The sequence below is a fragment of the Paractinoplanes polyasparticus genome (assembly GCF_019710575.1).
GTDB classification, from domain to species: Bacteria; Actinomycetota; Actinomycetes; order Mycobacteriales; family Micromonosporaceae; genus Actinoplanes; species Actinoplanes polyasparticus.
Map to the genome: position 1 here is coordinate 554,843 of NZ_JAHWFK010000001.1, position 21,947 is coordinate 576,789.

The window sequence follows — 21,947 nt, forward strand, 5'->3', positions numbered from 1 at the left end:
GCCTACCGCTTGCCGACCATGCCGTGCGGGTCGAGGACGTACTTCTTGGCCGCGCCCTGGTCGAAGTCCCGATAGCCCTGCGGGGCCTGATCGAGCGGGATCGCCACGGCGTTGACGTTCTTCGCGATCTGCACCCGGTCGTGCAGGATGGCCATCATCAGGCTCCGGTTGTACTTCATCACCGGGCACTGGCCGGTCACGAACGAGTGCGACTTGGCCCAGCCGAGCCCCAGGCGCAACGACAGCGAACCAACCTTGGCCGCCTCGTCGACGCCGCCCGGGTCACCGGTGACGTACAGACCGGGTACGCCGATCGCGCCGCCCGCGCGGGTCAGCTGCATCAGCGAGTTCAGCACCGTGGCCGGCTGCTCGACGCCGGCGTTCTCGCCGTGGCCGCGGGCCTCGAAGCCGACGGCGTCGACTGCGGAGTCGACCAGCGGCTCGCCGATGGCGGCGGCGTCGTTGCCGAGGATCCGGGAGATCTGCTCGACCGGGTCGCCCTGGGCCACGTCGACCGTCTCGCAGCCGAAGCTGCGGGCCTGGGCCAGCCGTTCCTCGTTCAGGTCGCCGACGATGACGACCGCGGCGCCGAGCAGCCACGCCGACGTGGCCGCCGCCAGGCCGACCGGTCCCGCGCCGGCGATGTAGACGGTCGAGCCGCTCGTCACGCCCGCGGACACGCAGCCGTGGTAGCCGGTCGGGAAGATGTCGGCCAGCATGGCCAGGTCGAGCGCCTTCTCGATGGCCTGGTCGCGGTCGGGGAACTTCAGCAGGTTCCAGTCGGCGTACGGCACCAGCACGTACTCGGCCTGCCCGCCGACCCAGCCGCCCATGTCGACGTAGCCGTAGGCCGATCCGGGCCGGTCGGGGTTGACGTTCAGGCAGACGCCGGTCTTGCCCTCCTTGCAGTTGCGGCACCGCCCGCAGGCGATGTTGAACGGCACCGAGCACACGTCGCCGACCTTGATGAACTCGACGCCGGGGCCGACGTCGACGACCTCGCCGGTGATCTCGTGACCGAGCACGAGACCCTGCGGGGCAGTGGTGCGACCCCGGACCATGTGCTGGTCGCTGCCGCAGATGTTGGTGGCGACCGTCTTGAGGATGGCGCCGTGCGGCACCTTGCGGCCGATGTTCAGTTTGTTGACGCCCGGGCCGTCCTTCAGCTCGTACGTCGGGTAGTCGATGTCATGGACCTCGACGGTGCCGGGGCCCTCGTAGACCACCGCGCGATTGGCTGGCATCGTTGCCTCCCATCGTCGGACCGGCGGCCGGGATGGTCACGCCGCCATGACCGTCATGCTTCACGCACGGCAACAGAAACAGAACCCGGAGTAGTAGCGAAAGAGGTCGATACCGACATCCGCCTCATTCGTCGCGGGCCGACCCGCGGGGCCGGCCCGGCGACTCACGGCATCTTGATCTTTCCCGCGACGGCGCCGAACAGGTCGCTGATCTGCTGGCCGAACGTGGTGGCGCCGACGATGATCACGACGGCCACCAGCGAGACGAGCAGGCCGTACTCGACGGCGGTCGCGCCCTCGTCGTCGGCCCACGGCCGGCGGGACTGCAGCCGGGCTGCCAGGTTGTGGAACATCGCGCACTCCCCCGTTTCGGCCGGCCTCTCATCACCGGGACCGATCCCCCTATCGGCCCTGCCGGGCGGGAACCGGAGCGACCCCAGGGGTGCAGTCTCGTTGCCGATGCGTTCCGCAGCCGGGAAGAGTCCGCTGCCGCGCTGGTCACATGTCGGATGCTCTTCGCCGGGGCACGGGCCACACTTACCGGGTGTCTGACGTCAACGCCATCGCCGAGTCGGTGCTCGGGCTCACCCTGCGGCCCGTCCAGCAGGAAACGGCGGCCGCGTCCGCCGCCGGCCGGGACACCCTGGCCGTGCTGCCGACCGGCAGCGGCAAGAGCGCCATCTATCAGGTGGCCGGCCTGGCCCGCGGCGGGCTGACGGTCGTCGTCTCGCCGCTGGTCGCCCTGCAACGCGACCAGCTGCGCTCGCTCACCGGCCGGCACGTGGCGGCGCGGATGCTGAACTCGGGCCTGCGGCACGCCGAACGGGCCGAGGCGCTGGCCGCCGTGGGCGACGGGTCGGCCGACTTCGTTCTGCTCGGACCGGAGCAGCTGGCCAACGACGAGACGCTGGCCGCGATCGCCGGCAGCAGCCGCCCGGTGACGCTGATCGCGATCGACGAGGCCCACCTGATCAGCCAGTGGGGCCACGACTTCCGGCCCGACTACCTGCGCCTCGCCGACGTCGCCGAAGCGCTCGGGCGGCCGCCGCTGCTGGCGCTGACCGCGACCGCGGCGCCGCCCGTGCAGGCCGACATCACCCGCCGGCTGCGCATGACCGACCCGAAGGTGATCGTGGCCGGCTTCGACCGCCCCAACCTGAGCCTGTCGGTGCGCCGCACCCGGCCCGACCGGCCCGAGGCGCAGGCGATCGAGGATCGTACGGTCGAGGTGATGCTCGCCCACGAGACGCCGGCCCTGGTGTACGCGCTGACCCACGCCCACTGCGAGGAGCTGGCCGAGCGGTTGCGGAGGGATTCGTACAAGGTCGCCGCGTACCACGCCGGGGTGCCGGCCGCCGAGCGCAGCCGCGTCCAGGACGCGTTCTTCGCCGGTGAGCTCGACATCGTCGTCGCCACCAGCGCCTTCGGCATGGGCATCGACAAGCCCGACATCCGTACGGTGGTGCACGCGGGCGTTCCCGGCAGCCTCGACGAGTACTACCAGGAGGTGGGCCGGGCCGGTCGCGACGGCCGGCCCGGGGCCGCCGTGCTGGTGCACGACAGCCGCGCGATGCGGATCCCCCGGCTGCTGGCCGCGCGGGCCCGGGTGCCCGCCGACACCGTCACCGCCGTGGTCGACCAGCTCGAGACCGCCCACGGCCGGGTGGCGCTGGCCGACGTGGCCCGGACGGCCGGGGTCAGCCACGCCGCCGCCCAGCGGGTCGCCGCCGAACTCGTCGACCAGCACTTCCTGACCCCGTCCGGCCACGACGAGGTGACGGTCGGCGTCCCCGTGCCGGCCTCGGCCCGCGACGCCGTGCTGGCCTCGGGCGACCGGCGCCAGACCATCCTGGCCAGCCAGATCGACACCGCCCGCCACTACGCCGAGACCACGCGGTGCCGCCGGGCCGAGCTGCTGGCCTACTTCGGCGAGCACTACGCCGCCCCCTGCGGCAACTGCGACAACGACGACGCCCCGCCCCCGGGTCCGTCGTGGTCACCGGCAACCGGCGACGGCACGCGCGTCACCCACAAGTACTGGGGTTCCGGCCTGCTGCTGGCCCGCGACGACCACGAGCTCTCGGTGCTGTTCGACTCGGTCGGCTACCGCCACCTGACCCCCGCGGTGCTCACCAACGGCCTGCTCACCATCGACCAGGACTAGGGACCAGAGCCCCGCGGCGGCCGACGGCCCACACCGCCAGGGCGAAGGCGGACGCGGCCAGGCCGGCCACGCAGACGGCGACCCAGCCGCCGGCCGACCACAGCAGGGTGGCCGTCGCCGAACCGGCCGCGCCGCCGAGGAAGTTGCTGGTGACATAGACGGTGTTGAGCCGGCTGCGGGCCCCCGGCGCCAGCGCGAACAGCCGCGTCTGGTTGAGGATGCCGATGGTCTGCGCCGCCGCGTCGAGCAGCACGACGGCGATCACGATGGCCACGACGGAGTTCCGGCCGGCCAGCGCGAGCCCGAAAGCCACCAGCAGCAGGGCCCACGCCACGCCGGTGGCCGGCAGTGACAGCCCGCGGTCGTGCAACCGCCCGGCGCGCTGGGCGGCGAGCGCGCCCGCCAGCCCGGCTATCCCGAACAACCCGATGGCCTGCACCGAATAGTGATAGGGCGGGCTGCTCAGCAGGAACGTCAGCGCCGTCCAGAACATGGTGAAGGCGCCGAATGCCGTCGCCGCCAGCACCACGGTCCACCGGGCGGTCCGTTCCCGCCGCAGCACCTGACCGACGGACGCGATCAGGCTCCGGTACGGAATGTGCTCACGCGCCGGCAGCACGGGGATGCGCCGCGACAGCACCACCGCCGAGCCGACGGCGATCAGCGCCGCGATCACATAGATGGCCCGCCACCCCGCCACTCCGGCCACCAGCCCCGCCACCGTACGGGAGATCAGGATGCCGACCAGAATCCCCGAGATCACCGTGCCGACCACATGACCTCGATCGGCGTCGTCAGCCAGGTCCCCGGCCAGCGGCGCGAGGATCTGCCCGGACACGGCGGTCACCCCGAGCAGAACCAGCGCACCCGTCAGCAGCCCCAGCGAAGGAGCCACGGCACACAGAAGCGCGGCGCCGGCCGAGCACAACAGAATGGTCCGCACGAGACGGCGCCGTTCGACGACGTCGCCCAGCGGCACCAGGAACAGGATGCCCGCGGCGTATCCGAGCTGCGTCGCGGTGATCAGCCACCCGGCCGCGGCCGGCCCGGCGTTCACATCGTCGGCGATCAGGTCGAGCAGCGGTTGCGACCAGTAGAGATTCGCCACGGCCGCCCCCGCGGCCACAGCGAACAGAAGCGTGAGCCGACGTGTCATGATCAAGGCTTACCCCACAGCCGACGGACTCCTACCGTTGGCCGGAGCTTCGGCTGCCTGCCGAGCGCGAGGCCGCGGGAGCCGTTAGCGTCGGGTCATGAGCGCCTCACCGACGCATCGCGGCATCGGCCGAATCCCCGTGGTTGACGTCGCGCCGGTCGTGGAGGGTGGCCGGCGTCCCGTGAAGTCCGTCGTGGGCGAGGAGTTCGAGGTCACCGCCACGGTGTTCCGGGAGGGCCACGATGCGGTCAACGCCACCGCCGTGCTCGTCGATCCGTCCGGGCGACAGCATCTGCTGCCCATGACGAGAGTGAACGCGGGGCTGGACGCGTGGGCGGTGACCGTCGCCGCGGACAGCGCCGGGCTCTGGACGTACCGGATCGAGGGCTGGTCCGATCCGTACGGGACCTGGAACCACGACGCCGTCATCAAGGTCAGCGCCGGGGTCGACGTGGAGCTGATGCTGGAGGAGGGCGCCCGCGTCCTGGAGCGTGCCGTCGCCGAGGTGCCCCGCACCAAGGAGCAGGCGGCCGCTCTGGAGGACGCCGCGGCGGCGCTGCGCGACACCGGGAACTCTCCCGAGGTGCGCCTGAACGCCGGCCTGTCCCCGGTCGTGGTACACGAGCTGCGGGAACGCCCGTTGCGCGAGCACGTGTCGCCCGGCCCCGACATCCCGTGGCTGGTCGAACGGGAACGCGCCCTCTACGGCGCCTGGTACGAGTTCTTCCCCCGATCCGAGGGCGCCCGCTTCGACGGGTCCACCGGCCGGTGGGTCAGCGGCACGTTCGCCACCGCGGCCCGGCGCCTGCAAGCCGTGGCCGGCATGGGTTTCGACGTCATCTACCTGACCCCGATCCACCCGATCGGCCGGATCAACCGCAAGGGCCGGAACAACAGCCTGCGCGCCGACGCGCTCGATCCGGGCTCGCCGTACGCGATCGGCTCGGCCGACGGCGGCCACGACGCCGTCCATCCCGATCTGGGCACGCTCGACGACTTCGACGCGTTCGTCGCCGAAGCCCGCCGGCTCGGCCTCGAGGTCGCGCTGGACGTGGCGCTCAACTGCGCGCCGGACCACCCGTGGGTCGCTGAGCACCCGGAGTGGTTCACCACCCGCGCGGACGGCTCGATCGCGTACGCGGAGAACCCGCCGAAGAAGTACCAGGACATCTATCCGCTGAACTTCGACAACGACCCCGACGGCATCTACGCCGAGATCCGCCGGATCATCCAGCTCTGGATCGACCACGGCGTCACGATCTTCCGGGTCGACAACCCGCACACCAAGCCGGTCGAGTTCTGGGAGTGGCTGATCGCCGACGTCGCCCGGGACCACCCCGGGATCATCTGGCTGGCCGAGGCGTTCACCCGCCCGCCGATGATGCACACCCTGGCCAAGGTGGGCTTCCAGCAGTCGTACACGTACTACGCGTGGCGGCATTCCAAGGCCGAGATCGAGGAGTACGTGCGCGAGCTGTCCGGGCCCGCGGCGGCGTACATGCGACCCAGCTTCTGGCCCACCACGCACGACATCCTCACCCCGTTCATGCAGCGCAGCGGGCCGGCCGGGTGGGTGATGCGGGCCGCGCTGGCCGCGACGCTGGTGCCCACGTACGGCATCTACGCCGGGTACGAGCTGGTCGAGAACGTCGCCCGGCCCGGCGCCGAGGAGCAGATCGACAACGAGAAGTACGAGTACAAGGACCGGCGCTGGGACGAGCGGGGCGACCGGACCCTGGCCCCGTTCCTGACCCGGCTCAACGAGATCCGGCGCGCCCACCCGGCCCTGCACTGGCTGCGCAACCTGCGCTTCCACGCCGCCGACGACCCCGACGTGCTGGTCTTCTCGAAGGCCCGCCGGGTCTACGACCGGGACGACGTGATCCTGGTGGTGGCCAACCTCGACCCGTCGCACACCCGCGAGACGACGATCCACCTGACCATGCCGGAGCTGGGGATGGGATGGACGGACACGTTCGTGGCGCACGACCTGATCACCGGCCAGCACTGGAACTGGGGCGCGCACGCCTTTGTCCGGCTCGGCCCCGACACCGAGCCGGTGCACATCATCCACGTCCGGCCCTACTGAGCGGTCCGCCTCACCATTCGGGGCCACGGGCCAGGCGGACCGGCCCTTTCGCGGACGTCACGTCGACGTCGGCGCCGCCCTGCCGGACGGCGATGACTCCCGCGCGCGACAGTTCGGCGGCCACCTCGCGCGCCGCATCCATCAGGTCACGCCACGACTCGCCGCCGGCGACCCGGGCCGCGTCACTCGGGCAGATGGTGGCCTCGGGTCGGCGGTGCCGCAACAGGGCGCGCATCGCTGCCGCCAGTCGCACGCGCTGCCCGCCGGGCGTCGGCTCCCACCAGGGGTCGCCCCTCTCCCCCAGCGCCACCTTGGCGTCCTGCACGCGAGGCCGGGCCGTCTCGGGGTCGCTGCGCACGAGGCGGCGAGCAGCCATCAGCTCGTTCACCAATTCCTGTCGCAACGGCCCGGGGATGGCCGGGTCCGTGGCCCGCCACCGCCGGCCGGACACGATCAGGTATCGCCCGTCCGCCGTCATCGTTCGGTCCTCGCCCGGTTCCACCGGACCATTCTCGTCCACTCGGACAGCGTTCAGCCGTACACCACGAAGCCCGCGGCGGGCACAGTCACCTCGACGGCCTTGCCGTTGCGGGGCTCGATGGGCAGCTGCGAGCCCTCCTGTCCCGGGTCCGTGCTGAACAGGCAGGTCAGCTTGCCGCCCGCCGGGTCCAGGTCGGCGTCGATGGTCACCCAGGCCGTGCGGGGCTGGTCCGGATCCGTGTTGATGGCCGCCACCACCTCGGCGCCGGCGAACAGGCGGGACCACGCCAGCACCGACCGCATCTCGCCGCCGAACAGCTGCGGGTAGCCGAAGTCCACCCCGTTGCCGGAGATCGGGCGCAGGTACTGCCGGCCCCGGCGCAGGGCCGGCAGGCGGCGGCGCAGGGCGAGGATGCGCGCGACCTGGGCGTACGTCCGGCTGTTCTCGTCGAAGCAGTGGGCGCCCCGGCTGCGGAAGGCGCCGAACTCGCCGCCGAACATCGCCTCGCGCAGGTAGCGGTCGTTGGGGCCGCTGCCGTCGAGACCCTGTTCGCTGCCGTAGTACAGGCACGGGATGCCGAGCGTGGCGGCGTTGAACGCGATCGCCGCCACGCCGAGCTTCCGGCCCGGATCGTCGGCCGCGAACCGGGCTTTGCTCGCGCCCTTGCGCACCTGGTCGTGGTCGTCGAACGCGGTCACCACCCGGTTGCGGAACCAGGTGTGCGAGTCCTTGCCCAGCTGGAGCGAGTCGCGGAACAGGCCGAAGTACTCGCGCGGGTCACGGAAGCCCTTGACCAGCCATTCCATCTGGTCCTGGACGTCGGCCAGGCCGAGCGCGGCGTCCATCCCGACCTGCTCGAGCGTCCGGTACGCGAACTCGCGAGAGCCCGTGATCTCGGCGATCAGATAGAAGTTCTCCTTGCCGAGCGACTGCGCGAACTCGTGAACGGCCGAGGTGAAGTACCGGGCCGCCCCGGGGTCCATGTGTTTCACCGTGTCGACGCGGAAGCCGTCGAGGTCGGCGTAGGCGATCCAGTACTGGTAGACCCGGGTCAGCGCCCGCAGCGCCGGCGACGGCCGGTAGCCGTCAGTCGGGCCGGAGCCGAGCGCGATGTCCTTCAGGCCCTCGAAGTCGCCCTCGAGGTATTCCGGGTACCAGTCCCAGTTGTCGATCCGGCCCTTGGCGGTGAAGGTGCCGGGATCCTGCAGCTCGGCCGGCCACACCGCGGCGTCCGGGCCGGCGGCCGCGTCGACGGGGCCGAACGGCAATGTGGGCGCCCGATCGGCGTCGCGGAACCCGGCCACCGCGTGCGGCCGGCCGTCCCAGCGGACGTCCCCGTCCTCGTACGCGAAGACGTCGCCCGCGTGGTTGAGCACCACGTCGAGGATGACGCGGATGCCCATCCCGTGCGCCTCGGCGACCAGGTCACGCAGCTCGTCGGCCCGGCCGAAGTGCGGGTCGACCTCGAGGAAGTTCTGCGTGGCGTAGCCGTGGTAGCTGTTCGTGCGCGGCGCCTGCTTGAGGATCGGGCTGATCCAGACCGCGGTCACGCCGAGCCGGCTCAGGTATCCGAGCCTGCCCCGCAGACCGGCCAGCGTGCCCCCGGCCCATTCGGTGCCGGCCCGCTGCCACTGTTGCTTGCTTTCCTCCGTACGCCAGGCGCTGTCCCGGTCGGCGTCGGTGAGCATCGGCGTCGTGTCGTCTCCGTCGGCGAACCGGTCGAGCATCAGGAAGTAGAGGACCTCGTCCTCCCAGGCGGCCGGCGACGGATGGAACGCGCGGTCGCCGATCAGCCGGTCGAAGTCGATGTCGGAGACCCGTCGGAAGCTCATGACGCCATCCAAGTGCACCCGGCGATCGACCTCACCGGGTGCATCCCAGATCCGACAGCTACTCGCCGGGCTTCTTGAACTCCTGACGCTCCGCGCCCTCCATGTAGTCGGCGAGCGTGCGGTAGACGACCGGGTTGATGATGTTGTGGCTCATGCGGTCGGTGTGGTTGGCCCAGTCGGGGTTGACCAGATAGCCGGCCACGACCATGCTGCGCGTGCCGACCACCAGCGACGCTGTCTTGTCGGCGTCGGTGGTGCCGGTCTTGCCGAACACCGGGTGACCGATCGTGCGGTAGGCGTCGGGCTCGGTGGCGCCGGCGCAGTTGCCCAGCTGGGCGCGGTCGCCGACCGGGCAGCGGGCCGCGTCGAGCGCCTTGCGGGCCACGTCGGCGTCGGTGACCCGCCGGCAGGACGGTTGCCCGGCCTTCACCTTGGAGCCGTCGGCCGCGGTGATCTGCCTGATCGGCGTCGGCGTGCAGTACATGCCGTCGCCGGCCAGGGTGGCGTACGCGTTGGCGATGTCCAGCGGCGTCGAGGTGGTGACGCCCAGGGTGAACGCGCCGAAGTCGTGCGCGGCTTCGGGGGTGTCGACCAGATCGCGTTCGCTCTGCGAGCGGAACTGCATGCCGAACCGCTTGGCCACGTCGACGACCTTCTCGGCGCCGACCTGTTCCTGCAGCGGCACGAAGTAGGTGTTGACCGACTTGCCGAAGCCGGTCCACATGTTGAAGGTGCCCTTCTCGTTGGGCGAGGCGTTGCTCGGGCAGTAGAACGTCGTGCCCGGGCACGCGGCCGGCGCGCCGGCCGCGATCGGGTAGCTCGACTTGTAGGTCGATCCCGAGGTGATCTGGTGGTCGAGCTCGAAGCCGTTCTCGAGCGCGGCCACCATGGTGAACATCTTGAACACCGAGCCGGCCTGGTAGCCGTTGATGTCGCCGCCACCGGTGATGATCGGGTTGGTGGTGTTCGGGTACGTGGCCCGGGCCCCGGCCCTGCGCGCCTGCGGGTTCGAGCTCTTGGGGTTCGTACCGTCGTCGAGTTTGAACTTGCGGTTGGCCGCCAGCGACTTGACGTGGCCGGTGCCGGGCTCGATCCCGGCGATCAGAGCGGCGTTCTTGTTGTCGTCGTCGATCTTCCTGGTGATCTCTTTGCGGGCCGCGGTCTGCGCCTTGATGTCGAGCGACGTGACGATCGTGTAGCCGCCGGTCTTGAGCTGGCGCTCCCGCTCGTACGCGTTGGCCCCGAACGCCTTCTGCTCCATCCACCAGCGGTAGAAGTAGTCGCAGAAGAAGCCCCAGCTGTTGACCGACACCGAGGTGCAGCCGTTGCCGGGCCGGTTGGCGGTGCGCTTGAGCTTCGTCTTTTTGGCCGCGTCGCCCTCGGCCTTGGTGATCTGCTTGAGGGCGACCATGTTGTCGATGATGTAGTTGCGCCGGTCGAGCGCCTGCGGGTAGCCGGTCTTGGTGGTCGGGTCGAACGCCGACGGCGCCTTCACCATGCCGGCCAGCAGCGCGGCCTCGGCGATGGTCAGGTTCTTGGGCGACTTGTTGAAGTAGACCTGGCTGCCGGCGTAGACGCCGTACGCGCCGTTGCCGTACGGCGCGAGGTTCAGGTAGCGCCGGAGGATCTCCTTCTTGTCGAGGTCCTTCTCGATCTGCAGCGCGTACTTGATCTCGGCGATCTTCCGCTCGGGGCTGTCCTTGGTCGCGTCGATCGCCTCCTGCGGCGTCTTCGCGCCGTACGCCTGGGCCATGCGCACGTACTGCATGGTCAGCGTCGAGGCGCCCTGCTGCGACCCGCCCTGGCTGTTGTTGACGAACGCGCGGGCGATGCCCTTCACGTCGACGCCGTTGTGCTCGTAGAACTTGTGGTCCTCGGCGGCGACGATGGCGTTCTGCATGTTCTGGCTGATCTGGCTCAGCGGCGCGTCGCTGCGGAACTCGTCGTAGAGGACGGCGATCTGCGTCTTGCCGTCGCTCGCGAAGACCCGCGTCACCTGCGGGGCGGACTGCTGCTCGATCGTGCTCGGCATCGCGGCGAAGCCCTCGGCGCCGGCCTTGGCCACCAGGCCGCCGAGCGCGACGGCCGGGAACGAGGCGGCGGAAACCACCACGGCGGTCAGCAGGCCGCACGTGAGCAGCAGCCCGGCCTTGCCGGCGAACGATCGATTCTTCATCCGGTCACCCACAGTCACGGATCTCCAGACACCTTTCTCGTCGATGAATCGCCCCGGCGAATCGGGAAGCGCCGCAGCGACTCGGCACAGTACGCCACCCCCGCACGGACCGCCCGAAAGCGTACGTGATCTTGCTGTCCGCCCCGGCCGCGTGGCTCCGGTACCCGGAACCGGGGGTTACACACACCGCCAATCTCTCAAGAGTGCCTGGCAGTTGCCTGCGAACCGAATCAACTGATCGTTCAGTGGGGCCGCCTAGCTTGCCCCCATGACGACTCTGACAAGCACGGACGGCACAGAGATCTTCTATAAGGACTGGGGCGCGGGGCAGCCGATCGTCTTCAGCCACGGGTGGCCGCTGTCGGCCGACGACTGGGACAACCAGATGCTGTTCTTCCTGGCCCAGGGCTTCCGGGTGATCGCTCACGACCGGCGCGGGCACGGCCGCTCGGCCCAGGTGTCCGGCGGCCATGACATGGATCACTACGCGGACGATCTGGCCGCCCTGACCGCACACCTGGATCTCCGTGACGCGATTCACGTCGGACACTCGGCCGGCGGCGGCGAGGTGGTCCGCTACCTCAGCCGGCACGGCGAGAGCCGCGTCGCCAAGATCGCCCTGATCAGCTCGATCACGCCCGGGGTGCCGTTGCCGCCCGAGGTCTTCGACGGAATGCGGGCCCAGTTGGCCGCGAACCGCTCGGACTTCTACCGGGGCGTGGCGTCCGGACCCTTCTACGGCTTCGACCGGCCCGGCGCCGGGCTGTCCGAAGCAGTCGTGCAGAACTGGTGGCGTCAGGGCATGGTGGGGAGCGCGAAGGCCCAGTACGACTGCATCGCCACTTTCGGCGCCGACTACACCGGGGACCTCGAGAAGATCACCGTCCCGGTGCTGGTGATGCACGGTGACGACGACCAGATCGTCCCGTACGCCGGGACCGCGCCTAGGACGGCCGATCTCGTGAGGAACGGCGCCCTGAAGACGTACGCCGGTTTCCCGCACGGCATGCCGACCACCCAGGCCGACACCATCAACACCGACCTGCTGGCGTTCATCAGGACCTGACGCGGACCGGCATGCGGATGCCGACCGGTGCGGCAGACTGGTCATTCATGCGCCACTACTCCGTAGAGCTGGAAGCTTCGAACGGTGCGAGCGGGACCGTGGCTGCCTACGGTCACTGGGGCCGGCCGATGATCGTGTTTCCCACCGAGGGCGGCAACGCGTGGGAGTGGGCCGCGAACGGCATGGTGGAAACCGTCGAGCCGCTGATCGAGGCCGGGCGGCTCAAGCTGTACTGCGTCGACTCGTTCGACGCGGGCACGTGGTCGGCCCACCACCTGCCGCTCGAGGAACGGGCGCGGATGCACGCGGGCTACGAGACCTGGATCCTGGAGAGCGTCGTGCCGCACGTGCGCGCCGACAGCGGCGACGAGACGGAGCTCGGCGCGATCGGGTGCTCGCTGGGCGCGTACCACGCCTTGAACTTCGCCTTCCGCCGAGCCGACCTGTTTCCGACGGCACTGTGCTTCTCGGGGAACTACGACCCGGGCACCTGGAACGGCTGGGGCGAACGGGGCGACGCCGTCTACTTCAACAATCCGGCCGACTACGTCGCCCACCTGCACGGCGACCACCTGGACTGGCTCCGCGAGCGGCTGTCGATCCTGCTGGTCTGCGGCCAGGGCCAGTGGGAGGACACCACCGGCGCGCTCGCGTCGACGCCCCGGATGGCCGAACTGCTTGCGGTCAAAGGCATCCGGCACGAGTACGACCTGTGGGGCGCCGACACGCCGCACGACTGGCCGTCGTGGCGCGCCCAGCTGGCGAAACACATCGATGCCCATCTACCCTGAGCGGACGATTTCTGAGCCCTGAGACCCTCTCCGGTGCGGGCCGCGCGGCCCGCACCGGACGGGCATAGGTTGAGAACATGGAATACACACGTCTGGGCAGCTCGGGTCTCAAGGTCAGCCGGATCGCGCTCGGGTGCATGAGCTTCGGCCTGCCCGACCGGGGCACCAACCAGTGGTCCCTCGGCGACGAGGCGGCCGAGCCGCTGTTCCGGCAGGCCATCGAGCTCGGCGTCACGTTCTGGGACACGGCCAACATCTACAGCGCCGGCAGCTCCGAGGAGATCGTCGGCCGGGCCCTGCGCAAGTACACCGACCGCGACTCGATCGTGCTGGCCACCAAGGTGTTCTTCGGGCTCCACGACGGGCCCGGCGGCTCCGGGCTGTCCCGCAAGGCGATTCTGGAGAACATCGACGCGTCGCTCGCCCGCCTCGGCACCGACTACGTCGACCTGTACCAGATCCATCGTTTCGACCCCGAGACCCCGGTCGAGGAGACGATGGAGACGCTGCACGACGTGGTCCGCTCGGGCAAGGTCCGCTATCTCGGCGCCTCGTCCATGTGGGCCTGGCAGTTCGCGAAGCTGCAGCACGCGGCCGACCTCGGCGGCTGGACCAGGTTCGTGTCGATGCAGAACCAGTACAGCCTCGTGCAGCGCGAGGAGGAGCGCGAGATGTTCGGCCTGCTGGCCGACCAAGGCGTCGGCTCGATCCCGTGGAGCCCGCTGGCCAAGGGGCGCCTGGCCCGCCCGTGGGACGAGCGGAGCACTCAGCGGGCCAAGGTCGACCCGCTGCACGCCCGGTACGAGGGCGATGAGAACAGGCCCATCGTCGAGGCCGTCCGCCGGGTCGCCGAGGCCCGGGGCGTGCCGATGGCCCAGGTGGCGCTGGCCTGGGTGCTGCACAACCCGGTCGTCGACGCGCCGATCGTCGGCCCCACCAAGCCCCACCACCTGACCGACGCGGTCGCGGCCCTCGATCTCGAACTGACCGACGACGAGGTCACTGCACTCGAGGAGCACTACACCCCGCGACTGCCCTCGGGCTACTGAGGTCCCCGACGGCAAGATGACGATAAGTGCAGCTGATCCGTCAGTGTCGGTTTTCTGCCTGCCTCGGGCGCATCGACTACTTAACGTGACCGCAGCCGTCAGTCATCTCGTCACAGGGGGAAGTGACCATGCCGCGACTCGGACACGGAAAGTCGATCACGCAGAACGATCTCGAGACCGCAGAACGAAATCTCGCCCAGGCCGCCGCCACCAGCGCAGGCGCATTCTCGCTGGTCCGGCCGGTCGAGGGTCACAGCTTCGACTTCCTGTTCCCCGGCCTGCAGGACGATGAGGCCAATCTGCTGCCACCGGCGGCCAACACCCCGGCCCTGCTGAAGGACCTCGGCAACGCCATGGTCGACACGGACGTGGTGGGCCAGGACAGCGACATCCCGGCCGCATACACCTACTTCGGGCAGTTCGTCGACCACGACATCACGCTCGAGATCCAGCAGGGCTTCGGCTCGGCCACCATGGCCCAGCTGCTCGACCCGGCGATGGTCCCGCTGGGCGTGGCCGCCATCCGCAACGCCCTGCTCAACCAGCGCACGCCGGCGCTCGACCTCGACAGCGTGTACGGGCTGCCGGCCCCGCGCGACCCCGCCGACGGCAACAAGATGCTGGTCGGCACGGTGTCGACGACCAACTCGACCACCCCGCCCGGCAAACGTCCCGACAGCAAGGCCGGCGACGACTTCCACGACCTGCCCCGCGAGGGCCGCAGCCCCGGCAACATCGACCACGACCGCGCGGCCGTGATCGGCGACCCGCGCAACGACGAGAACACCATCATCGGCCAGCTGCACACCGCTTTCCTGCGGGCCCACAACGCGCTGGTCGACCAGGGGCTCTCGTTCGATCAGGCCCGCCGGGTGCTGCGCCAGCACTACCAGTACGTGGTGATTCAGGACTTCCTCAAGCGGGTGGCCGACCCGGCCGTCGTGGACGACATCGTCGCCAACGGCAACCGCTGGTTCGACCCGCTGAGCGAGCCGTCGTTCATGCCGCTGGAGTTCTCGGTCGCCGGCTACCGCTTCGGCCACTCGATGGTGCGCTTCGCCTACCACTTCAACGACAACTTCAACCTGCGCGGGGGGATCCCGGCGACGCTCGACCTGCTCTTCACCTTCACCGCGCTGAGCGACGGCCTCGGCGACTTCGAGACGCTCCCGGAGAACTGGATCATCCAGTGGGAGAACATCATCGGCGACGACCCGAACATCAGCCTGGCCCGCCTGCTCGATCCCAGCCTGGCCGCGTTCAAGAACAACCGGTTCCAGGCGCTGTTCGCGCTGCAGGATGTGACCGGCCAGCCGGAGCAGCCCGACCTGGCCGCCCGCCTCGCCGTACGCAACCTGCTGCGCGGCTACCGGTTGCGCCTGCCCACCGGCCAGGCGGTCGCCGAGCACATCGGCGCCCAGGTGCTCACCAAGGACGAGATCCTCGAGGCCGGCGGCGAGGACCAGCGTCTCGCGCTGGAGGCGGGCGGGTTCCAGTTCCGTACGCCGCTCTGGTACTACGTCCTGGCCGAGGCCAAGGTGCTGGGCAACGGCAACCGTCTCGGCCCGGTCGGCAGCACGCTCATCGCCGAGGTGCTCGTCGGCCTGGTGCGCCGCAGCCCCGACTCGATCCTGGCCCAGCCCGGCTGGACGCCGTCGCTGCCGTCGGCCAAGCCCGGCGCGTTCGAGCTGGCCGACATCCTGCGCCTGGCCGGCGTCCTGGCCGGGGGCGTCGCTCCCGCGACCCACACGGTGCAGGCCGGCGACACCCTCTTCGGCATCGCCGAGGCGAAGCTGGGCGACGGCGACCGCTGGCCGCAGATCTACGCGCTGAACCAGGCCCTGATCCGCGACCCCGACCGCATCTTCGCGGGCCAGGTCTTCGTACTGCCGCCGCGGCAGCCGGTCGGTGACATCCCGCGCCTGCACACGGTCCAGCGCGGCGACACCCTGAGCGGCATCGCCGCCGACAAGCTGGGCGACGCCGACCGCTGGCCGGAGATCTTCGCCCTGAACCGCGCCATTCTGACCAACCCCGACCGCATCATCGCAGGCCAGGTGCTGATCCTGCCCGCTGCCTGACCCCGCGCACCACAGCCCGACGGACCAAGCCGCCACCCGGCTTGGTCCGTCGCTTTTGCCCAGACGAACAAAAGTTGGGATTGAAACATAGAAAGATATGGACGCCCCGGCAGAAGTGACCCAGGATGTTCACAACGTTGAATAGAACCGGTAACCGGGGAGCGCGATGAAACGTATCTTGCTGGCCGCACTGCTCGTCTCCACCTTCGCCGCGGCGCCCGCCTACGCGGCTGACCCGCCCCAGGAACCGGGCGTCACGCTCCGGACCTACCACATCGGGCAGCAGATGAGCCGGGTCTGCGAGCTCAAGCCCGGCCAAACCCCCAATGTGGACAAACTCATGCCCACCGTGGACTGGTCCACCACCGAACAGTTCGGGCTGGACAACCAGTTCGTGACGCACGCGATCGCCAATCTCACCGCGCCCGCCGCGGGTTCCTATACCTTCCGGCTCGTCAGCGACGACGGGTCGAAGCTGTTCATCGACGACAAGCTCGTCGTCGACCACGACGGTCCGCACGACGTCGAGCCGCCCAAGGAAGGCACGGTCGAACTGTCCGCGGGCGTGCACGCCCTGCGGGTCGAACACTTCGACCGCGACGGCGGCCAGCGCCTGACACTGTCGTGGCGCCCGCCCGGCGCCGGCGAGTTCGCCGTGGTGCCGACCAGCGCGCTCAGCACGGACGCCGGCGTGGTGCGGGTGACCGCCCCCGGCACCAAGGAATGCGTCGCCGGCACGGACGCCCCGGGCGACGGCCTGCCGCTGACCGCGGTCAACCCCGGTTACACCCTCACCAACCTGCGCCCGCCGGGCTTCGAGCCGCAGGTCACCGGCATCGCGTGGCGGCCCGACGGCAAGATGGTGCTGAGCACGTGGGGCGGCACGGACAAGGTGGCCGGCGAGGTCTACCTGGTCTCGGGCACCTCCGGCACGACCGGGCCGGACAAGGTGACGTACAAGAAGATCGCCGGCAACCTCAAGGAGCCGATGGGCGTCGCGGTGGTCGACGGCCTGGTGTACGTGACGCAGAAGCACGAACTGACCGAGCTGCGCGACACCGACCGCGACGATGTGCTCGACACCCGGCGCACGGTCGCCGTGTGGCCGTTCGGCGGCAACTTCCACGAGTTCGCGTTCGGCCTGCTCTACAAGGGCGGCAACTTCTACGTCAACCTGTCGGTGTCGATCAACCTGGGCGGCGCCACGACCGACCCGCAACCCGTCGGCGGCCGCGGCACCAGCATCGTGGTCAACCGCAGAACCGGCGACGTGACGACAGTCGCGGGCGGCCTGCGCACCCCGAACGGCCTCGGCTGGGGCGCCGACGGCGACCTCTACGTCACCGACAACCAGGGCGGCTGGCTCCCCTCCTCGAAGCTGCTCAAAATCGAAGAGGGCGCCTTCTACAACCACTACACCAACCCCGACGGCAGGTACGACGCCCAGCCGCCGACCAAGCCCGTCCTGTGGCTGCCGCAGAACCAGATCGCGAACTCCCCCAGCACCCCCGTGCTGCTCAGGTCCGGCCCGTTCCAGGGCCAGCTCGTCATCGGCGACGTCACCTACGGCGGCCTGCAGCGGGCGGCGCTCGAAACGGTGAACGGCCAGGAACAGGGCGCGGTCTTCCGGCACACGCAGGGCCTCGAGGCCGGCATCAACCGGGTCGCCCTTGGACCGGACGGCGCCATCTACCTGGGCGGCCTCGGCGCAGACGGCAACTGGGGCCAGGACGGCAAGCTGCGCTTCGGCCTCCAGAAGCTCACCCCCAACGGCAAACTCGTCTTCGACATGAAGACCATGAAAGCCACCGAGACCGGCTTCAAAATCGAGTACACCAAGCCCCTGTCCGACGACACGATCGCCAAACTGCCTTCCGCGTACGCCCTCGAGCAGTGGCGTTACGTGCCGACCGCCCAATACGGCGGCCCCGAGGTCGACCGCGAGGCGCTGGCAGTAACAGCGGCCAAGGTCTCCAGCGACAAGAAGACGGTCACGCTCACAGTGCCCGGCCTGCGCAGCGACCGCGTGGTGCACCTGCGTTCCCCGCGCCCGTTCAGCGCCCGGGACGGCGAGACCCTGTGGAGCACCGAAGCCTGGTACACGATGAACGAGAAGCCCGGCCCGCAGCCGCAGCGGGTCTTCTACGAGGCTGAGGAGGGCTACCGCGAGGGCAGCGCGGCCCTGGCGACGGACCACAGGGGCTTCTCCGGCATCGGCTTCGTGGCCGGCCTCGGCAACCTCAACGCCGCCACCACCAGCCACGTGACGGTGGACAAGGCCGGCGAGTACGACGTCGGCCTGCGCTACTCCAACGGCCCCAACCCGTCGGCCGGCACCAAGACGATCAGCGTCCACGTGAACGGCAAAAAGGTGAAGCAGGTGTCGCTGCCCTCCACGGTGACCTGGGAAGAATGGGCGACAGTAACCGAGAAGCTGACCCTCAGGAAGGGCGTGAACGCGATCCAGTACCGGGTCGACGCCCTCGACAGCGGCCACGTCAACCTCGACCTGCTCAGCGTCCGCAAGCCCAGCAAGAGAATCACCCTGTTCGACGGCAAGGGCCTGGACAACTGGATCCACACCGACGGCCGGAAGTCACAGTGGCCCGCAGTAGCCGGCAACGCGGTAGAAGTCTGCTGCGGCGACCTGCGCACCAAGGAAGCCTTCGGCGACTACAAACTGCACGTGGAATTCAAGGTCCCGCTGCTGCCCCCGGACGTGACCGGCCAGAACCGCGGCAACAGCGGCGTCTACCAGCAGGAAAGATACGAGCTTCAGATCCTCGACTCGTTCGGTGACACCACCCTCGCCAACAACGAAGCCGGCGCGTTCTACACCATCAAGGCCCCGGACGCCAACATGTCCACCGCGCCCGAAACCTGGCAAACCTACGACATCACGTTCCGCGCCGCCAGGTATGACGATGCTGGAGCCAAATCGTCTAATGCTCGCGTTTCGGTTGTTTGGAATGGTCGTGTTGTGCATCGTGATGTCGAGCTTCCCAACGGGACTGGGGGGAACATCCCGGAGGGGCCTTCCACGGGAGCCATTCGGCTTCAGGATCACGGGAACAAGGTGCAGTATCGGAATATCTGGATTGAGCCTGCCTAAGTTGTGACTGGCTTCCCGGCGGTCGTTTTCGGCCGCCGGGAAGTTTGTTTGTGTGGCTTTCTTGCGCTTGGACGGATGGGGCCGAGAGTGACCACGCCAGGCTGAAGAGCAACTACGCCTGGCGTGGTCACTCTCGGCCCCATCCTTGCGGGGGTTTCACCTTGCGGTGAGTGAGTGGTCGGCGCTTCTCTGGGTGCCGGGCTGGGCTGGGGGGAACCCGTGCGGGTCGGTGGTCTGGCTTCCGCGTTGGGGATGAAACCAGGACTTTCCCTCACTCAGGCCGGGCTGGGTGGTGGGGTGCGCGTTCGCACCGTGCCGCTTGCGCGGCCGGGTGGACAAAGGACAGTGGGTGGTGGGGGTATGACTCCTTGCAGGGGGGAGAGCTACCTACGCGCGGCCGCTTGTTGTCGGGGCGGCCGCCTGAGGTTTCGGCATGGTGCGCGGGCCCCGGCTGGTTGGTGGGCATGGGGGCGCAGGGTCGGCGCCCACGGTTGTTGGGCCGTCGCCCGGGCATGGGTTGGGCCTTGGCTTGGCTGATCTCCCCGGGGCGGCAGCCTTAGCTCATCGTGAGATGAGGGGACCCGCAACTGGGGTTTGGTTGCGGGTCCCCTCATCTTGCGATTCGCTCTGGCCGCCGTCCCGGGGAGATCAGCCAAGCCTCGCAGTAGGAAGTTCATTGATCTTCTCGAGCGGTCGGGGTCTGGGGCGGAGCCCCAGGGTTGGCCTTTCAACCCGGACAGCGGGAGCGCGTCAACCCGGACAGCGGGAGCGCGCCAAACGGTGACGTCGGAACCCAGGGCCGTCGCTGCGCGCATCGGCGATTCTGTCGGGGGCCGTCACTATCATCCGCCGCATGAGTTCAGCTGTCGTCGATTCCGCCCTCAAGATCCTCGATCGGTTCGCCGTCGACGACGCTCCGGCAGCGTCGCCCGACGAACAAACCGCCTGGGCCGAGGCGCTGATCGGCAGCGGCGATCCAGCCGCTGCCACCAAGCAGCTGATCGCCGTGCTGCAGGCCGGCCCGTCGCCCACTACCCTGCCCGAGATAGCCCGCCGCCTCCCCGCTGACCGGGCGCGGTCCGTACTGGCCGCCGCGATCGACAACAACCGGGTCACCACGGCGATCGCCGGCAGGCCAGAGCTGGCCGGCGGGTTCGCCCACCTCGCCGCGGGGTCGGACGAGGCCGAGGAGGCGCTGCTGCGGGCGGTGCTCGTGGTGGAGGAGTACGAGGATCGGCCGGAGTACGGCCCCCACCGCGAGCGGATGCACCGCGTCGCCGCGGTTGTGGGCGCGCTGGCCGAGGCGCATCCCGGCGAACCGGAGCGGCTGGATCTCTGGGCGTCGATCCTCGGCGCGGCCGACCGTCCCCGGCTGGCCGCGGCGGCGGGCCTGTTCGCCCCGCTCGGTCTCGCCGAGATCGACCGGCGCTGCGGCGAGATGGACGCCGAGACCGACACCGCCGAGGCAGCGCCCCTGGCGCGAGCCCTCGCCGAGGCCGGCCGGACGAAGGAAGCCCTGGAGCTGGCCGCCCGGCTGCAGCCGTTCGTCCGGCAGCGGGCGTTGCTGGCCGTGGCCGAGGTCGTGACCGGCGAGCGCGAGACGACGGCCGTGGTGGCTGCATTCCGTGCTTGCCCCAAGGGCGGCCGCGAACGCCACCAGCAGCTGGCCCACCAGCACCACCTGGCCTTGATTCTTCTCGGGTTCGGCCGGGTCGACGAGGCGCTGACCGAGCTGTCCAAGATGTGCGGCCGACCGTTCGCGTCGTCCGCCCCCATCGACCTGGCGGCAGAGATCGTGCAACGGCTCGGCCGGCGGCCCGAGCTGGTCACCGACGAGCGACTGCGAGCCGTTCTCGACGCGTTGGAGACGGCGCATCTGCGGCCCTACGAGCTGTCACTGCGGATCGCTGCCTTGCTTCACGGCGTGTTCGTGCTCGCCGGTCCGGCCCTGCGCGCCGAGCTCCTCGGCACGCGCGCGGCAGCGTTCCGGGCGAGGCTGGTCCCCCATGACCCGGCGCAGGCCGACATCGGCCTGGCGGCGGGGCTGATCGAGATCGGCCAGGTGGGCGAGGGTGCGGCCATTCTGCGCGCCGTGTCGGCGGCGGCGCCCGACCGGCGGCACCTTGTCTCCGCGGGACACCTGATCTCGGCCGCCGCGAAGGCCGGCATGCCCGAGCACGACCCTGATCTCTTCGCCGAGGTCTTCGGCATGGTCGCGGCGTTGTCGGCGTACCCGCCACCGCTGAGTTCCGCCCCCGCTGTCCTTCTCGGCCCCGCCGGTCGTGCGACGGCCGCCCGGCTGATCGACCGGTTCCTGCCCAACCGCCTCCCCGGCCGGCTGACCGGTTGGCTGGCCGAGGCGGCAGCCCGGACAGGCGACTTCGACACCCTCGGCATCCTCCTCGAGAAGGCGACCGACGAGCCCGAGGCCGCGCTGATCGCCCGTCACCTCGCGGCCGCTCTGGCCCGCCACGGCGACCGGTCCGACGCCGACGCGCTGGCCGCCGCCTGCGGCCTGCTACCAACCCCGCCGGCGGCCGGCTGACCAGTGCGTCATCGGCGGCCGGCGGCGGCCCGCAGCGCGCCGCCCGGCGGCGACTCCACCACCGGGCGGCGGGAAGCCGAGCGCGTCACACGCCGCCTTCTCGGCCAGCAGCGGCTGCGCCGCCCCCACCGTGAGCTGCGCGTCATAGGTGTGCACCGCCA

15 protein-coding genes are annotated in these 21,947 nt (G+C 70.1%); 8 read left to right on the forward strand and 7 right to left on the reverse strand.

The window, feature by feature from the left end:
* Positions 1–2: 2 nt before the first annotated feature.
* Positions 3–1,244, reverse strand: coding sequence for a formaldehyde dehydrogenase, glutathione-independent (gene fdhA, locus KXC43_RS02610; protein WP_221374220.1), 1,242 nt, complete (start codon positions 1,242–1,244; stop codon positions 3–5).
* Positions 1,245–1,408: 164 nt separating this feature from the next.
* Positions 1,409–1,597, reverse strand: a complete 189-nt coding sequence (locus KXC43_RS02615; protein WP_221374221.1) for a Flp family type IVb pilin — start codon at positions 1,595–1,597, stop codon at positions 1,409–1,411.
* A gap of 191 nt (positions 1,598–1,788) precedes the next feature.
* Here KXC43_RS02615 and KXC43_RS02620 point away from each other — a divergent pair, with 191 nt between their 5' ends.
* Positions 1,789–3,408 (forward strand): RecQ family ATP-dependent DNA helicase, encoded by a 1,620-nt coding sequence (locus KXC43_RS02620; protein ID WP_221374222.1) that lies wholly within the window; start codon positions 1,789–1,791, stop codon positions 3,406–3,408.
* Here the strand turns inward: KXC43_RS02620 and KXC43_RS02625 are convergent.
* On the reverse strand, positions 3,389–4,564 hold the full coding sequence (locus KXC43_RS02625; protein ID WP_221374223.1) for an MFS transporter: 1,176 nt from the start codon (positions 4,562–4,564) through the stop codon (positions 3,389–3,391). The genes KXC43_RS02620 and KXC43_RS02625 overlap by 20 nt on opposite strands.
* A gap of 97 nt (positions 4,565–4,661) precedes the next feature.
* On the opposite strand from KXC43_RS02625, the gene KXC43_RS02630 reads away from it, so the two are divergent.
* The gene (locus tag KXC43_RS02630) at positions 4,662–6,653 is read left to right on the forward strand and encodes an alpha-1,4-glucan--maltose-1-phosphate maltosyltransferase (protein WP_221374224.1); all 1,992 of its coding nucleotides are present in this window, start codon (positions 4,662–4,664) and stop codon (positions 6,651–6,653) included.
* Between the two features lie 10 nt (positions 6,654–6,663).
* On the opposite strand, the gene KXC43_RS02635 is transcribed toward KXC43_RS02630, so the two are convergent.
* The 3 genes from KXC43_RS02635 to KXC43_RS02645 are packed head-to-tail and all read right to left on the reverse strand — an operon-like array spanning position 6,664 to position 11,142.
* The gene (locus tag KXC43_RS02635) at positions 6,664–7,131 is read right to left on the reverse strand and encodes a DUF3253 domain-containing protein (protein WP_221374225.1); all 468 of its coding nucleotides are present in this window, start codon (positions 7,129–7,131) and stop codon (positions 6,664–6,666) included.
* Positions 7,132–7,184: 53 nt separating this feature from the next.
* Positions 7,185–8,966: an alpha-amylase family glycosyl hydrolase gene (locus tag KXC43_RS02640; RefSeq protein ID WP_221374226.1), complete on the reverse strand. Its 1,782-nt coding sequence runs from the start codon at positions 8,964–8,966 to the stop codon at positions 7,185–7,187.
* Between the two features lie 58 nt (positions 8,967–9,024).
* Positions 9,025–11,142, reverse strand: a complete 2,118-nt coding sequence (locus KXC43_RS02645; RefSeq protein ID WP_221374227.1) for a transglycosylase domain-containing protein — start codon at positions 11,140–11,142, stop codon at positions 9,025–9,027.
* Positions 11,143–11,410: 268 nt separating this feature from the next.
* Between KXC43_RS02645 and KXC43_RS02650 the strand changes: the two genes are divergently transcribed.
* The 6 genes from KXC43_RS02650 to KXC43_RS02675 all read left to right on the forward strand — a co-directional run bounded on the left by KXC43_RS02650 (position 11,411) and on the right by KXC43_RS02675 (position 21,786).
* Positions 11,411–12,208, forward strand: coding sequence for an alpha/beta fold hydrolase (locus KXC43_RS02650; protein WP_221374228.1), 798 nt, complete (start codon positions 11,411–11,413; stop codon positions 12,206–12,208).
* A gap of 98 nt (positions 12,209–12,306) precedes the next feature.
* Entirely contained in the window at positions 12,307–12,999 is a 693-nt protein-coding gene (locus KXC43_RS02655) for an esterase family protein (protein ID WP_308128937.1), read from the forward strand.
* A gap of 77 nt (positions 13,000–13,076) precedes the next feature.
* The gene (locus KXC43_RS02660; RefSeq protein WP_221374230.1) at positions 13,077–14,048 is read left to right on the forward strand and encodes an aldo/keto reductase; all 972 of its coding nucleotides are present in this window, start codon (positions 13,077–13,079) and stop codon (positions 14,046–14,048) included.
* Positions 14,049–14,176: 128 nt separating this feature from the next.
* Positions 14,177–16,129, forward strand: a complete 1,953-nt coding sequence (locus KXC43_RS02665) for a LysM peptidoglycan-binding domain-containing protein (RefSeq protein WP_221374231.1) — start codon at positions 14,177–14,179, stop codon at positions 16,127–16,129.
* A 166-nt stretch (positions 16,130–16,295) separates the two neighbouring features.
* On the forward strand, positions 16,296–19,241 hold the full coding sequence (locus KXC43_RS02670; protein WP_221374232.1) for a 3-keto-alpha-glucoside-1,2-lyase-like domain-containing protein: 2,946 nt from the start codon (positions 16,296–16,298) through the stop codon (positions 19,239–19,241).
* A gap of 853 nt (positions 19,242–20,094) precedes the next feature.
* A complete protein-coding gene (locus tag KXC43_RS02675; RefSeq protein WP_221374233.1) occupies positions 20,095–21,786 on the forward strand; it encodes a hypothetical protein in 1,692 nt (563 codons plus the stop codon).
* Here the strand turns inward: KXC43_RS02675 and KXC43_RS02680 are convergent.
* Positions 21,760–21,942: a hypothetical protein gene (locus KXC43_RS02680; RefSeq protein ID WP_221374234.1), complete on the reverse strand. Its 183-nt coding sequence runs from the start codon at positions 21,940–21,942 to the stop codon at positions 21,760–21,762. The genes KXC43_RS02675 and KXC43_RS02680 overlap by 27 nt on opposite strands.
* Positions 21,943–21,947: the final 5 nt, after the last annotated feature.